Raw genomic sequence first — 14,596 nt, 5'->3', positions numbered from 1 at the left:
GTTCGCGGACTCCATCAGGGCCAGCAGTCCCTACCGACTGCATCAACAGGCCGGACAGAAGACTGCACCCGACCACACGCCAGATCATCACATCGCACTTGCAACGCGGGAGCCATCCACAGAAGCCAGCCCGCTGTCGGCCCGCCCAAGCCGAAGAGCGGCCGGGTGGCAGAGCGGTCAGTCCCGTGGAAAAATCCTTCGTTTGAAAGCGGACTTTCGCGCAGGCCGTTGCGAATTTGGCCCGGGTGTTTGGCCCAGGTGCGCGCGACAAGGCGGGCGCGCGGTCTCTTACTCCCGCTCCGAGAGGAAAAGTCTAGTCACGGCAGCGACTTAAGCTCTTCCTTCGACTCCGTCGGCATATCTGGCGATCGTCCGCCGCGAAGAAATCCCTTGACCCACATGGCGTGTCGGCCGTATCGCTCGAATCAATAATAGAACATCGTTCTGTCTAGCAGAACGATCTGAAGGGTGGCTTTCCACCCTTGCCCAAGGGAGAAACGCCATGGATGCAAAAGTACATGCCGCGCCGTCGCCGACCCCTACGCTGACAGCGGGTATGATCAATGCCCGGCTCGATCGCTTGCCGGGGACGCGCCGGATCTGGACCCTGGTCCTCCTGCTGTCGCTCGGCGGCTGGTTCGAGTTCTACGACCTGTTCTTCACCGCCTATGTCGGACCGGGCCTGGTCAAGAGCGGCATCCTGGCCGAGACGACCGAGGCGTTCTTCGGCTTCTCCGGCCTCGCGGCCTTCATCGCCGCCACCTTCGCCGGCCTGTTCATCGGCACCTGCGTGTTCGGCTTCGCCGCCGACCGGTTCGGCCGGCGCACCGTCTTCACCGTCTCTCTGCTGTGCTACACGGCCTGCACCGTCGTGATGGCGTTCCAGACCAGTGCCGCCGGCCTCAATCTCTGGCGTCTCCTGGCCGGCGTCGGCATCGGCGTCGAGTTCGTCACGATCGATTCGTATGTCGCGGAGCTCGTGCCCGGCCACATGCGCGGCCGCGCCTTCGCCTTCAACCAGATGGTCATGTACAGCGTGGTACCGTTCGTGGCCCTGCTGGCCTATCTGCTGGTGCCGGAAGCCCCGCTCGGGCTCGACGGCTGGCGCTGGGTCGTGCTGATCGGCGCGGTCGGGGCGGTGTTCGTCTGGTTCATCCGCCTGGGCGTGCCGGAAAGCCCGCGGTGGCTTGCCCAGCATGGCCGCTTGGCCGAGGCCGACCGCATCGTCAGCAAGATCGAGGCCCGCGTCGCCGCGGAATTTGGGGCACCGCTGCCGGAACCCGGTCCGGCGATCGAGCCCGCTACCGTCGAGCGCGGCAGGTTCGCCGAGATCTTCTCACCCGAATATCGCGGCCGGACCATCATGCTGATGGTGTTCAACTTCTTCCAGACGATTGGCTATTACGGTTTCGCGAGCTGGGTCCCGACACTGCTGGTCGCCCGCGGCATCACCGTCACCCACAGCCTGCTCTATTCCTTCGTCATCGCCATCGCCAACCCGATCGGGCCGCTCCTGGCGCTGCCCTTCGCCGACCGGGTGGAGCGCAAGTGGGCCATCGTCTTCGGGGCCGGCGGCATCGCCGTCTTCGGCGTCGCCTTCTCGCAGGTCGACGATGCCCGCGCCCTGATCGCGCTCGGCGCCTGCATCACGCTCTGCCTCTGCATCATGTCGTTCGGCTTCCATGCCTATCAGCCGGAGCTGTTTCCGACCCGTGTGCGGGCCCGGGCGATCGGCTTCGTCTATTCCATGAGCCGGCTGAGCGCGATGCTGTCGGGCTTCACGATCGCGTTCGCGCTCCGCAACTTCGGGGCATCGGGAGCCTTCACGCTCATCGTCGGCTCCATGGTCGTCGTCGTGACCGCGATCGGGGTGTTCGGCCCGCGGACCCGGGGCTTCCAGCTCGAAGCGATCACGCATTGAGGGCGGCGGCCATGGACGATGCGCACCGACTTGGGCACCCTGACGCCCAAGCCCTAGAGACCAATGTGGAGACCGCGATGCCCGAACATGCGACCGAAGCCGGCGCGGAATCAGGCGGGGTTGCCGCGGTCGACCGGGCCCTGTCGATCCTCGGCGCCTTCCGCTTGGACGACGGCGCGCTCACGCTTGCGGAGCTCGCCGCCCGAACGGGCATCTACAAGAGCACGATCCTCCGGCTCTCCCAGTCGCTGATCCGCGCCCGCCTGCTGCTGCGGCTCGACGACGGGCAATACCGGATCGGGCCTGAGGCGCTCCGTCTCGGCACGCTGTACCAAAGGACGCACCATATGGCCGACGTCGTGCTGCCGGTCATGCGGGACCTGATGGAAGAGACGGGCGAGAGCGTCGTCCTCCATGTGCGCGAAGGCGGTGCCCGCGTCGTGCTGCATCGGGTCGAGTCGCGCCATGCCATTCGCTACCACGTCAGCGAGGGCGATACGCTGCCGCTGTCGGCGGGCTCCGGCGGTCGCGTGCTCGCCGCCTTCTCCGGCAGCTCGGGCGAGCCGTTCGAGCAGATCAGGGAGCGCTTCCATCACGCCTCCTTCGGCGAGCGGGTTCCCGACACGTCGGGCATGGCGGCGCCGATTTTCGGCCCCCGGCAGGCGCTGGCGGGCGCCCTCACCATCGCGGGCCCGAGCGTGCGCATCGATGCCGCCTTCGTCACCCGTCACCTGCCGGCACTGCTCGAGGCGGCGGCACTCATCACCAACAAGCTGGGCGGCAATGCGGCCGCGTTCATGGCGGCGCTCGAGGCCGCCCGCGCGCAAGCGGCCGCATCGGGGAGAGCCTGAAATGTCGCTACCGTTGGACGGCGTTCGCGTCCTCGACCTCACCAACGTGCTGGCCGGACCCTTCTGCACCTATCAGCTGGCGCTGATGGGTGCCGAGGTGATCAAGATCGAGCAGCCCGGCCGCGGCGATCTCGCCCGACGCCTCGGCGCCGATCCGGAGGCCGCCAAGCGCAACATGGGTGCCTCCTTCGTCGCCGTGAACGGCGGCAAGCAGTCGGTCACGATCGATCTCAAGCACCCCGACGGCAAGGCTCTGCTGAAGCGCTTCGTGCTGGAAGCCCATGTGCTGGTCGAAAATTTCCGGCCCGGCGTCATGGATCGGCTCGGCCTCGGCTACGATGCTCTCCGCGAGATCCAGCCGGCGCTGGTCTATTGCGCGATTTCCGGCTTCGGCAAGACCGGCCCCTTTGCCCAGCGCCAAGCCTACGATCAGATCGTCCAGGGCACCTCGGGCGTCATGAGCATCACCGGCGACGCTCAATCGGCGCCGCTCCGGGTGGGGTATCCCGTCGCCGACACGGTCGGCGGCCTGACGGCGGCCTTTGCCGTCGCCGCGGCGCTGGTCGGCGCCCGGCAGACCGGAACGGGGCGCTTCATCGACGTCTCGATGCTGGAATCGACGCTCGCGACCATGGGGTGGGTCGTCTCGAACTATTTGAATGCCCAGGTCGAGCCGACGCCGATGGGCAATTCCAATTTCACCGCGGCCCCGTCGGGCACGTTCCGAACCGGCAAGGGGCTGATCAACATCTCCGCGAACGAGGACAAGCAGTATGCCGCGCTCTGCGACGTGATCGGGCGTGCGGACCTCAAGACCGACGGCCGCTTCAAGGATCGGCACAGCCGCAAGGCGAACCGCGCGGCGCTCACCGCCGAGCTGGAACCAGCACTTCAGGGCCGCAGTGCGGCCGAATGGGAGCCCTTGCTGATCGCGGCCGGCGTGCCCACGGGCCAGGTCCTGACCGTGCCGGAGATTCTGAAGCACGAGCACATCAGCGCGCGCGGCTTCGTGTGCGAACTCCACGCCGCGGACGGAACCCAGCGCGTGACGCGGTGCGGCTTCCGCTTTCACGACCATAACCCGGCACCGACAACGCCGGCGCCCGTCTTGTCCGAGCACACTCAGGCCTGGCTTGAGCGTCTTGGCTGCGATGCCGCGGAGATCGAGCGACTGAGAGCGGAGGACGTGCTGTGAGCAACCCAACCCTCGACCAAGCCGGCGATTATTGGAGCACCGGTATCATCGACATCCACCCGGGCTCGATCCGGGTGCGCGGCTATCCCATCCAGGAGCTGATCGGCGCCGTCAGCTTTCCTGAGATGATCTGGCTGATGCTGAACGGCGAGCGGCCGAGCCCGCATCAGGCCCGGCTTCTCGACGCGGCTCTTGTCGCCTCCGTCGACCATGGTCCGCATGCGCCGTCGATCGCGATCTCGCGCATGGCGGTCAGCTGCGGCCTGCCGCTCAACGGCGCGATCGCCTCCGCCGTGAACACGCTCGACGACGTGCATGGCGGCGCCGGTGAACAGAGTTCAGAGCTGTACCTGGACATCGATCGACGCATGCAGGCTGGCGCGAGCTTGGCGGAAGCGACGGCGGCGGCACTCGATGATTTCATCGCTGCATCGGGCAAGTTTATTCCTGGGTTCGGCCACCGCTTCCATCCGATCGACCCGCGCGCCGGACGGCTGCTGGCACTGGTCGAGGAAGCTGCCGCGGCCGGTGCGGTGGACGGCAGGTTCGCCCGGATTGCCCGGTCGGTCGAGGATGTTCTCGAGCAGCGCAAGGGCAAGCGCATCCCGATGAATATCGATGGCGCCACGGCGGTGATCTATACCGAGCTCGGCTTCCCGCCGCCGCTCGCGCGCGGCATCTTCTGCCTGTCGCGTAGCGTCGGCATCCTCTCCCATGCCTGGGAACAGACCGCACGGCATGAGCGCAACAAGGGGCCCATGCCGCGACAGTTTCCCTATCGCTACACCGGCCCCGCCGAGCGCCATCTGGGGGATGCACCATGAGCTGGTACGCCCCGCCGCCAATGGTCGACAGCCAAGTGCATACCGAGATGCCGGCCTCACTGCGCAGGCGGATCGTGACGGAGTGGTCACGCGCCAACAAGCGCGGCCAGCCCGTCGATTGTTTCCTCGAGGGGCCCTGCTTCGACCAGACCGGCAATCTGTTCGTCGTCGACATCCCCCACGGACGCATCTTCCGCATCACGCCGGCTGGGGCTTGGGGCCTGGTGGTCGAGTATGACGGCGAACCGAACGGGCTTGCTCTCCATCCGGACGGCCGGCTGTTCGTTGCCGACTACAAGAACGGGATCATGGCGCTCGATCCGGCGGCGGGACGGATCGAGCCGGTGCTGACGCGGCGCAACAGCGAGCGGTTCAAAGGCGTCAACGACCTGATCTTTGCGCGCAACGGGGATCTCTACTTCACCGACCAGGGCCAGACCGGGCTCCACGACCCGACCGGCCGTGTCTTCCGCCTGTGCGCGGACGGCCGGCTCGACTGCCTCATCGCCAACGCGCCCAGCCCGAACGGACTCGTTCTTTCGCGCGACGAGGACGTGCTGTTCGTTGCCATGACCAGGGACAACTCGATCTGGCGGCTGCCGTTGCTCGCCGACGGCAGCACGTCGAAAGTGGGACGCTTTGCGAGCTTCCACGGCACGAGCGGCCCGGACGGGATGGCCGCGGACGAGGCCGGCAACATGCTGGTCGCTCATGCGTCCCTGGGAGCTGTGTTTGTGCTCGGCCCGCAGGGCGAGCCAGTCGCGCGGATTGCGTCTTGTCGCGGCCGGACCGTGACCAACCTGACCTTCGGCGGCCCAGGCGGGCGGAGCCTCTTCATCACCGAATCCGAGACTGGCACCGTGCTCCGGGCGGCCTGGACGTCGTCCGGGATCGGCGGAGCATCATCCTTCCGCAATTAGCGGAAGGATGATGACGCAGAGGCGCATTGCCTCGATCGGAATGGGGGGCGTGCTGACCCTGACTACGTGATCGCAATCTTAGAATCGAGCGAGCAACGAAGCTAGCAAGGCACCAGCCGCTTCATATCCACGAGGGCCGAGTGGGCAGTTGGGGCGCATGATCGTTGTTGAACTACGCACGAATGTCCGTTCCGTTATTCTAAAAGCCGTCATTCCGCTTCCGGCCCGGTCTTTCCGTTCCCCTATGTAGGGCCTGTACACTATCGAAGATTCTTGCCTCAGGAGAGATCGGGCGAGGCTGGGCAGCCAGCGTTCGTCGTAGTGCTACACAGGCTGGACAAAATACTGCTCGTGCTGCCGATGTTCCTGTATTATTTGCTCCGTCGTTCCCTTGAATTTGGCTGATCCCTTGGGACAGGCTAGTTTCCAGCTGTTTAATCTTCGACCTCTGACGAGCAAGACGGTCTACGCGTTGCTTGATGCCGAACTCGATTGTGAGGGTGTGGTCATCCGCATTTTTTGACTTCAGGCTCGCCGCGCGCGCGGTGGAGGTACGTCAATCCACTTGCCGTGCTTCCGCGATGTCGATGGGGTGTGGCGAGCGGCCGTCGATCTTCCGGGCGAACTAAAGGAAGCACTCGCGGCGGCGGCGCTCGAGTTCCTGGTGGAGGAGGGGGTGGCTTGCAGCCGGAACGGCAGTCCGACGGACCGAGTCGCCGCCGAATAGGACCTGACCGCAGCCTATCCGAACGGCATTCCGGCTAATGACTCTCGCGGACTGGACGCGCGCCGTGCCGCACCAAGTGCCGCGCAGGTTGGAAGCGTTGCCTGAGCATTCTCGGTGAGAGATCTGGGCTCGATGCAGCAAAATCAGTTCAGCCCCGCAGATTCCTTGCCACGGAAGGGGAATCATAATCTCAAGGTCGCTGGTTCAAATCCAGTTCCCGCTACCAATGCAAAACCCCTTAAGTCCAAAGGGCTTAAGGGGTTTTTTTCTTTACGAGATCGCGTGGACGTCCCAGACGGCGGGGACCGCGCGGGGGCGGTTAGGTGAGCTGGCTTTCGCGGACGACGCGCTCGTGACCATCGATCACGTTCTTGATGCGGTATTGGTTGTCGTTGCCCTCAGCCGGCAGACCACAGACCACGCGATACTGGCCCCGTTTGGCCGCGCGGTCGAACAGGCTGGGCGTGAACTGCACGGTCTGCCCGGCACGAAATTTATGCGACATCGGGGGAAGCCTCGCGCTGGTGATCGGGGATGATCGTTGGGGGACAGCTCACGCCGGCACCGCCGTCTTAGCGCGGATCTGCTTGCGCGAAGCTGCGGCTGCTGTGCGCCGCTCGTCCAGCTTCGCGGCGGTGCGCGCGTCGAATTCGGCATTGATCGCCGGCAGCATCGATGCCGCGGCGGCGCGCTGCTGGGCGGTGCCGTTTGCCTCGAGCCTTAGCGCATTCTGGCGCAAGGTGGCGAGGGCCTCGTCCGTCAGGCCCGGAATCCGATCCACCATGCCGTTCGCGGTGGGTGCGGCGGGTGCAGCAGCCACCGGAGGGGCGATAGCGGCCGCAGCTTTGGTCTTGACCGAGGCCATGTCAGCGACGCCTTCTCTGGGGCGGGCGGCCCGACGGATGCATCGGTGCCCGCTCGTCCTTGTGTCGGAAATTGATACGGCCCTTGCTCAGGTCATAGGTGGTCATTTCGACGGTCACCCGGTCGCCCGCCAGAATTCGGATGCGATTGCGCCGTATCCGGCCGGAACTGAGGGCAAGCACTTCATGCCCATTATCGAGCACGACGCGAAACATCATATTGGGCAGCAATTCGGTGACCGCACCGTCGGCCTCGAACAGATCTTCCTTGGGCACGCACGGCCTCCTGAGCAATGGGCGCGGTGGCGCCGGAATGGCGGCACCGTCTTTCGCCCGGTGGCTATTCGGCGACGAGATTGACCGCCGACGTCTTGCCCTGCTGACCACGCTCGAGCTCGTACGTCAGCTTCTGACCTTCATGCAGGGAGCCGAGACCGGCGCGCTCGACCGCCGAGACATGCACGAACACGTCGCTCCCGCCGTCGGTCGGCTGAACGAAGCCATAGCCCTTGGTCGAATTGTACCATTTCACGGTGCCGCTGGGCATTCTTCTCTCCATAATCGATAGAAATTCGAGCCGGCCCGTCGCGAGCCGTTTCAAGTTCTTTTTTTTGAACCAGGCCTCGCGTCGTGGAAGAGCGGTCTGACCAGGGTAACGCCGAAAAAAAGACAAGAATATGTTATATGGAAATTGCAAATCTTATCCACAAGGGGAGAAAATTTTATTTTCAGCGGTCGAATTGTTTTGAGGGAATTTCGAAGAGTCGCCAAATCAGCCGAAGTCTTTTTTTGCGCGAGCGGCCGAGCCGTCCCGCAGCCAGGCGAGACCCGTGATCCAGCCCCCCCCCAAGCCTTCGACAAACCCACCACTCAATTTTATCAGGCGCGCCGTACGATCTCCGATCAAACGCTCATCTTGACCAAATGTCGGTCTGCGCTAAATCCAGTTCCCGCTGCCACATGGAAGCCCTCGGAAACGTTGATGTTTCCAGGGGATTTTCATGCTGGCCGATTGACCCGTCGGCGCCCTAATCGGCCGCCGGCCTTGGAGCCTTCAGGGGGACCTCGCGAGCGGGAGCGGCATGCAGGTGTACCTCGCGCTGCGGATACGGCATGGCGATGCCGTGCGCCTGGAAACGGTCCCAGATGCCGAGCCGCACTGCGCTGCGGATGTTGGCCGTGCCGTTGCGCGGATCGCTGATCCAGAAGCGCAGCTCGAGTTCGATCGCGTTTTCGCCGAACGCCGTCAGGAGGCAGTTGGGTGTCGGCTCTTCGAGCACGCGGGCAGCGCAGCGCGCTGCTTCCAGGCAGAGCTCCATTCCGAGCCGCACGTCCGCGTCGTAGGGGATCGGGACCGTTACGTGCAGGCGCACGGCATCACTTGAATAAGACCAGTTGATAACCCGCTGCGTGATCAGATCCTCGTTCGGGATCAGGAATTCGGTGCCGTCGCGGGTTATGACTGAGACATAGCGGGCGTTGAGCCGGGTGATCCAGCCATATGAGTTGCCGACCTCGATCACGTCGCCCGGCTTGATCGAGCTGTCGATCAGCAGGATGACGCCGCTGATCAGGTTGGAGACGACCTTCTGCAGACCGAAGCCGAGCCCGACGCCGATCGCACCGGAGAACACGGCGAAGGCGGTGAGGTCAATACCGACCGCGCCCAGCGCCAGCACGACGGCGAGCGTCAGGAGGGTCACCTTGATGAGCTTCGCGATCAGCACCTGCATCGCCGGCGTCAGCCGCGGCAACAGCCGAAGCCGCTGCTCGGCGAGCCGCGCCGCGAGGTTCGCCAGCCAGACCAGCACGACCAGGACGAGGGTGCCGCGGAGCAGGAGGAGGAGGCTGAGGCGCAACGTCCCGATCGTCACCGCCATGGCGTCGAGCAATGCCATGGTCGGACCGATGAGGCCGGCGATGTTCAAGGCAGCGATCAGAAAGGCGCCGAAGGCGATGAGCTGGGCGAGCTTGCGATCGCGCACGAAGCTCGAGCTGAAGTGGATTGCCACCCAGGCCAAGGTGAGGCCGAACACCAGGCGCAGGAGGTGGCTCGGATAGTCTGCGTGATCGAAGCCGAGCACGCCCAACTGCAGCAGGAAGAGAAAGAGCACGCCCGGCACGGCCGCACCAGCCGCGATCAGGAGTTGCACGGCCACCCAGGCGGTGAACCGTTCGCCATACGCCTGAAGGGCACGCCCGAGCCGCGGGCCGAGCCACCAGGCGATGAGGGCGGCCAGGACCGAGACGCCGAGTTGCGCCAGGCTGTTCAGGCTGAAGACGCGCTCGCCCGCCCAGACGACGACGGTTCGCGCCCATTCTTCGAGCGATGTCATGGTCGGCACCTGGAGCATCGCCTCCTCCCTCACAAAGGGTAAACCCACGCAGGGGAGGAACGTCGCATTTCTTCAATGCCCCGGCTTTCGACGCCCCGGTTTTCGGCGCTGGGGGCTGCGAGGGCGCGGCACGCGCGATCGCGTCGCCGACGGGACGCAACCGATGCGATGGGATCCATCGAAGCCCCCGCAAGCGCATAAGCTTGCCGGGCTTGTTCTTTCCCGGCCTCTCGCCGATCCCACGTCAGGATTCTTTACAAGCCCGGTCCGGCGTCGCGGCGCTCAGGGATTCGCAGGCATTTCAGGGCATTGATCGTCGTGCGACCCATCATTGCCGCGGGGGTGGAGGCCGGCCATGTCGGGCAGGCTTACAGTCGCCGCCGACCGCTGATTCATTTTTAATTGATTCTCAATGGTTTTCGCAGTTGGCCCGCTTATTGCTAAGTAGGTAAGCGTTAGTCGTAGTTATTCAACGTGCTAGATAGTAGACGAAATATTCTACCCCGCACCTGCGCTATTACGGTTTTACGAAAGCCATATTCCCGCGGATCCTGAAACGTGCCCGGGCAGCCGTCTGACGGTTGTCCGGGCCGCTTTCGGGCCGTTTCAGTGCGATCGTCCTCGCTTCGGCGTCAGCCCACGACCTTCGTCGCGAATTCCGCGGGCGAGGTGATTTCCAGCATCTCGACATCGGCGGAATGGGCAAGCTCGCGATGCCGGATGCCGGGCGGCTGATAGACGCACGAGCCGGCCTCGAGCAACACCTCGCCGGTCCCTTCGTACTCGAAGCGCACCCAGCCCTTCAGCACATAGACCATCTGGAAGTCGAGCTCGCGGAAGTGCCATTCCGGGCGCGCCTCATAGCCTTCGCGCGCCCGGATGACATGGGCATGGAAGCGGCCATCCGTGGCGGCGCCGATGCCGAGGTCGCGATATTCGAAGAAGCGTCGCAGGCCGTCGGCGGCGAAGGCGTCGGGGGTGAGGTGCCGAACTGTCGGGTGCTGAACTGTCGCGGGGGAGGCCATCATCATTTCCTTGCAGGAGAGGGGGCTCTCCGGGTGATCATCCCTCTGGAAACCCGCCTGCCGCAACCGTCGGCGTTCGCGGCGGGCGCGGCCCGAGGGCACCGAGCCCGGGCCGCATCATCACCCAATCTCGGAGGGAGGACGCGTCGATGACGAATCCGCGCTGGCGACATCGGCCGGAAGGCTCGAACTGGGGCGATTTCGGGCCCGACGACCAATGGGGCCGGCTCAATCTCATCACCCGCGAGAAGGTCAGGGAGGGGCTGGCCGAGGCCCGGGAGGGCCTGACCTTCTGTCTCAGCCTGCCGCTCGACTATCCGGGCGGCAACGGGCTCAACCCGCGCCGTCATCCGCCAGTGCTGCGGCCGACGGTGCGCGACGGCAAGCCCAACTTCAACTGCACGCTCACCGGCGCCGACGCCGAGCGACCGGACGTGTTCAACGACGATCTCGCCGTCCTGCACCTGCAATATTCGACGCAGTGGGACAGCCTCGCCCATGTCGGCAGCCAGTTCGACGCGGACGGCGACGGTATCGCGGAGCGCGTGTTCTACAACGGCTTCCGCGCCGGCACCGACATCGTCGGCCCGAGCGACCCGGCAGATGCGGGCGTCACGAGCGCCATGAGCGCCAAAAGCACGTCGGCGGCCCATGCTCTCGGGATCGAGCGCATGGCGGCGCACGGTGTCCAGGGCCGCGGCGTGATGATCGACCTGCGCGCTCATTTCGGCGACGCGCGCCGCCGCGTCGGCTACGACGATCTCATGGCCGTCATGGCGGCCGACCAAGTCACGGTCGAGCCGGGCGACATGGTCTGCTTCCACACCGGTTTCGCCGAGCGCGTGCTCGACATGGGCGGCAAGCCCGATCCCGAGGTGCTGCACGGCGCCTGCGCCGTGCTCGAAGGCCGCGACCCGAAGCTGCTCGACTGGATCACCGCGAGCGGCGTTGCCGTGCTCATTGCCGACAATTACGCGGTCGAGGGCCATCCGGCGACGCCCGGCGCCGACCATTGCTGCTCGACCCTGCCGCTGCATGAGCATTGCCTGTTCAAGAACGGCATCCACCTGGGCGAGCTCTGGCACCTGACGCCGCTCGCGACCTGGCTCCGTGAGCACAAGCGCTCGCGCTTCCTCCTGACCGCGCCGCCGCTCCGCCTGCCGGGCGCCGTCGGCTCGCCCGTAACGCCGATCGCGACGGTCTGAGGCTTCAAGGGTGATCGATCTGCATCGCTACTGAAATGAATTAGATTTATTCATTTTTGTTCTGGTGGCCGATCGCCCACCTTCTCGTCACCGACGACACGAGGAGACAGGTCATGGGAGACGGGTCATGAAAGCCATCGGATACCTGGCACCCCTGCCGATCGCGGCGGAAGAGGCGCTCGTCGACCTCACGCTGCCGACGCCAGTGCTGCGGCCACGCGACCTGCTGGTGCGGGTCGCGGCCGTCTCGGTCAATCCGGTCGACGTCAAGGTGCGGGCGAACATGGCTCCGGCCGAGGGCGAGGCGAAGGTGCTGGGCTGGGACGCCACCGGCACGGTCGAGGCGGTCGGCAGCGCCGTGACTGCGTTCAAGCCAGGCGACCAGGTGTTCTATGCCGGGGCCATCGACCGCCCGGGTGCCAACAGCGAGCTGCATGCGGTGGACGAGCGCATCGTCGGGCGCAAGCCTACGTCGCTCTCCTTCACCGAGGCGGCAGCACTGCCGCTCACCGCGATCACCGCCTGGGAACTGCTGTTCGATCGCTTGGGCGTGCCCTACGGCGTCAAGACCCAGGAGGGCGCCATCCTGATCATCGGCGGCGCTGGCGGCGTGGGCTCGATCCTGATCCAGCTCGCCCGGCGCCTGACCGGTCTCACGGTCATCGCCACCGCCTCGCGGCCGGAGACGGTCGAGTGGGTGAAGGTCATGGGCGCCCATCACGTCATCGACCATCGCCAGCCGCTTACCGAAGGTCTGAAGGCGATCGGGCTGCCCGCGGTGCCCTATATTGCCGGCCTGACCGCCACCGACCGGCATCTGCCGGCCATCACCGACGCGCTGGCGCCGCAAGGCCATTTCGTGCTGATCGATGACCCGAAGGTGCTCGACGTGGCGCCGTTCAAGCGCAAGAGCGCGTCGGTGCATTGGGAGTTCATGTTCACGCGCCCGGTGTTCCAGACCCCGGACATGGCGGCCCAGGGCCGGCTCTTGAACGAGGTGGCCGATCTCGTCGACGCGGGCGTGCTGCGCACGACACTGAACGAAACGCTGGGCCCGATCAATGCCGACAACCTGCGCCGGGCGCACGCGCAGATCGAAAGCGGCACCACGATCGGCAAGCTCGTGCTGGCTGGCTTTTAGAGGGTGATGGAGGCGCGCTTACGGTCACGCAGCCACCGGTCCGTTATCTCCCTCTCTGCCCCATTGGGGCGGAGAGGGCCGGGGTGAGGTGGGGAGCACTTCACTATCAACGCCTTGCGCGGCGCAGCCACCTCATCCTAAATCCTTTTCCCCCTGAAGGGCGGAGAAGGACTTGACTGGCGCCCGACTAGAAAGGAATCGGGTCCGGGCTGTCGCCCGAGAGCAGCATCTGGGGCACCTGGTGGAATTTCCAGGCCGACGTGTCGTCCGCGCGGTCCAGCACCCAGACCACGTCGAACCGGGTGCCCGGCCAGCTCTGCGGGCAGAGCGTGTTGTTGCCGACGATGTCGTTGACGATCGTCGGAATGTCCTGGTGCTCCCACGCCACGAGGACCGGGATCGTGAGGCCGGCGAGCTTGGGGGCGAGGTCCTTTTCATCGCCCTTGGTGAAATTGGTCGACAGCGGCACGTTGATGAGCGTCGAGAGCTCCAGCACCGTGTGCTGCGGGCGCCAGCTGTTGCTGTGCTTTGCCACCTTCGAGGCGTAGATCGCCTGCGGTTGCGCGAGCTTCGGGTCGAGCGGCGTGCCGCTGAGCGGGGCGAAGAAGCGGGCGAGCGCGCCCGATCGCTGCCAGCCCCGGACGATCAATTCTTCCGGATCCTGCTGGCCGGCCGCGGAAACGCCTTGAGCCGCGTCGGTCGGTTTCTCGGCGTGGCGGATGAGCATGATCTTTCGAGCCGTCATGGGTCGGGCCCTTCCAGATGCGTGATGCGATGGATCTATTGACGATACGACTCGGGGGGAGGGCGCGCAAGTTTTCGTTGAGCGCATCGATGGTCTTCGCGCCGCCGGCTAGGATTGGCCGTCAGGGGCGGGCGGCAGCCTCGCGCCACAGGTTCCAGGCGCGATCGATCTGGCCGTCGTTGGTCGCCGACGCGGCCGCCGCTTCTTCGGCAGTCAGGAACACGGGCGGGCCCAGCCGAAGGGCGTCGGCCTGGAGCCGGGCGTTCACCTCGGTATAGACCGCGCGGAACACAGCCTGGCGGATGGTATTGCCGACGACTGTCGAGCCGTGGCCGCGCATCAGCACGACGGCGGCAGGCCCCAGCCGTTCGGCGAGTGCGACACCCAGCGCCGGTGTGCGAATCAGCATGTCGGTCGCCGGGCCGGCCGTATCGCGGATCTCGAACACGGGTACGGCCTCGGCCAGGAAGCCGCTCATGTGGCAGATCGGGCGGAGCGGCGCCTCCGGCACCACGCCGAACGGCACCACCGCCGGCGAGTGGCTGTGGACGACCGCCATCACGTCCGGCCGCGCCCGATAGATCTCGCCATGGATGAAGCGCTCGAGATAGGGGCGCGGGCCGTTCGGGTCGACCAGCGTGCCGCCCAGATCGAATTCCAGGATGTCGGCCGCCTGCACCTGGGCCGGCGCCATGCTGCGCGCGAGCAGGAACCGATCGGCCCGGCCCGGATGGCGGGCGCTCACATGGCCGAAGCCGTCGACGACGCCCTCGTGGAACAGGATATGGTTGGCGGCGACCAGTTCCTCGATCGTGGCGGCGAGATCCATGGGCGGGCTGCTCC

General features: G+C 65.7%; 15 protein-coding genes. 7 read left to right on the top strand and 8 right to left on the bottom strand.

The window, feature by feature from the left end:
* The first annotated feature begins 502 nt into the window (after positions 1-502).
* The 5 genes from IEY58_RS08210 to IEY58_RS08190 all read left to right on the top strand — a co-directional run bounded on the left by IEY58_RS08210 (position 503) and on the right by IEY58_RS08190 (position 5,711).
* Complete coding sequence (locus IEY58_RS08210; RefSeq protein WP_189044490.1) at positions 503-1,921, top strand: MFS transporter; 1,419 nt, start codon at positions 503-505, stop codon at positions 1,919-1,921.
* A 77-nt stretch (positions 1,922-1,998) separates the two neighbouring features.
* Entirely contained in the window at positions 1,999-2,772 is a 774-nt protein-coding gene (locus tag IEY58_RS08205; RefSeq protein ID WP_189044488.1) for an IclR family transcriptional regulator, read from the top strand.
* Between the two features lies 1 nt (position 2,773).
* Positions 2,774-3,967: a CaiB/BaiF CoA transferase family protein gene (locus tag IEY58_RS08200; protein ID WP_189044486.1), complete on the top strand. Its 1,194-nt coding sequence runs from the start codon at positions 2,774-2,776 to the stop codon at positions 3,965-3,967.
* Positions 3,964-4,791 (top strand): citryl-CoA lyase, encoded by an 828-nt coding sequence (locus tag IEY58_RS08195; protein WP_189044484.1) that lies wholly within the window; start codon positions 3,964-3,966, stop codon positions 4,789-4,791. Before IEY58_RS08200 ends, IEY58_RS08195 begins: the two co-directional genes overlap by 4 nt.
* Positions 4,788-5,711, top strand: coding sequence for an SMP-30/gluconolactonase/LRE family protein (locus tag IEY58_RS08190; RefSeq protein WP_189044482.1), 924 nt, complete (start codon positions 4,788-4,790; stop codon positions 5,709-5,711). The genes IEY58_RS08195 and IEY58_RS08190 overlap by 4 nt, the downstream gene beginning before the upstream one ends.
* Positions 5,712-6,757: 1,046 nt before the next feature.
* Here the strand turns inward: IEY58_RS08190 and IEY58_RS08185 are convergent.
* The 6 genes from IEY58_RS08185 to IEY58_RS08160 form a co-directional block, all read right to left on the bottom strand.
* Positions 6,758-6,943: a hypothetical protein gene (locus tag IEY58_RS08185; RefSeq protein ID WP_189044480.1), complete on the bottom strand. Its 186-nt coding sequence runs from the start codon at positions 6,941-6,943 to the stop codon at positions 6,758-6,760.
* A 48-nt stretch (positions 6,944-6,991) separates the two neighbouring features.
* Entirely contained in the window at positions 6,992-7,303 is a 312-nt protein-coding gene (locus IEY58_RS08180; protein WP_189044478.1) for a hypothetical protein, read from the bottom strand.
* Between the two features lies 1 nt (position 7,304).
* Complete coding sequence (gene infA, locus IEY58_RS08175; RefSeq protein ID WP_189044476.1) at positions 7,305-7,577, bottom strand: translation initiation factor IF-1; 273 nt, start codon at positions 7,575-7,577, stop codon at positions 7,305-7,307.
* Between the two features lie 64 nt (positions 7,578-7,641).
* Complete coding sequence (locus IEY58_RS08170; protein ID WP_189044475.1) at positions 7,642-7,848, bottom strand: cold-shock protein; 207 nt, start codon at positions 7,846-7,848, stop codon at positions 7,642-7,644.
* Positions 7,849-8,329: 481 nt separating this feature from the next.
* Entirely contained in the window at positions 8,330-9,655 is a 1,326-nt protein-coding gene (locus tag IEY58_RS08165; protein WP_189044473.1) for a mechanosensitive ion channel family protein, read from the bottom strand.
* 614 nt (positions 9,656-10,269) lie between these two features.
* Positions 10,270-10,668 carry a cupin domain-containing protein gene (locus IEY58_RS08160; RefSeq protein WP_189044472.1) on the bottom strand — a complete coding sequence of 133 codons (399 nt, stop codon included), beginning with the start codon at positions 10,666-10,668 and terminating at the stop codon, positions 10,270-10,272.
* 143 nt (positions 10,669-10,811) lie between these two features.
* Here IEY58_RS08160 and IEY58_RS08155 point away from each other — a divergent pair, with 143 nt between their 5' ends.
* Complete coding sequence (locus IEY58_RS08155) at positions 10,812-11,867, top strand: cyclase family protein (protein WP_189044470.1); 1,056 nt, start codon at positions 10,812-10,814, stop codon at positions 11,865-11,867.
* Positions 11,868-11,994: 127 nt separating this feature from the next.
* Positions 11,995-13,008 (top strand): zinc-binding alcohol dehydrogenase family protein, encoded by a 1,014-nt coding sequence (locus IEY58_RS08150; RefSeq protein WP_189044468.1) that lies wholly within the window; start codon positions 11,995-11,997, stop codon positions 13,006-13,008.
* 187 nt (positions 13,009-13,195) lie between these two features.
* Here the strand turns inward: IEY58_RS08150 and IEY58_RS08145 are convergent, their stop codons facing one another.
* Both IEY58_RS08145 and IEY58_RS08140 read right to left on the bottom strand, forming a co-directional pair.
* Positions 13,196-13,753 carry a hypothetical protein gene (locus IEY58_RS08145; protein ID WP_189044466.1) on the bottom strand — a complete coding sequence of 186 codons (558 nt, stop codon included), beginning with the start codon at positions 13,751-13,753 and terminating at the stop codon, positions 13,196-13,198.
* 121 nt (positions 13,754-13,874) lie between these two features.
* Positions 13,875-14,582 (bottom strand): class II aldolase/adducin family protein, encoded by a 708-nt coding sequence (locus tag IEY58_RS08140; protein ID WP_189044464.1) that lies wholly within the window; start codon positions 14,580-14,582, stop codon positions 13,875-13,877.
* Positions 14,583-14,596: the final 14 nt, after the last annotated feature.

Origin of the sequence: Aliidongia dinghuensis (genome assembly GCF_014643535.1) — a bacterium.
Lineage (GTDB): Bacteria > Pseudomonadota > Alphaproteobacteria > ATCC43930 > CGMCC-115725 > Aliidongia > Aliidongia dinghuensis.
Note: the sequence above shows the minus strand (reverse complement) of the source record. Positions and strands in the feature narration are given on the sequence as shown.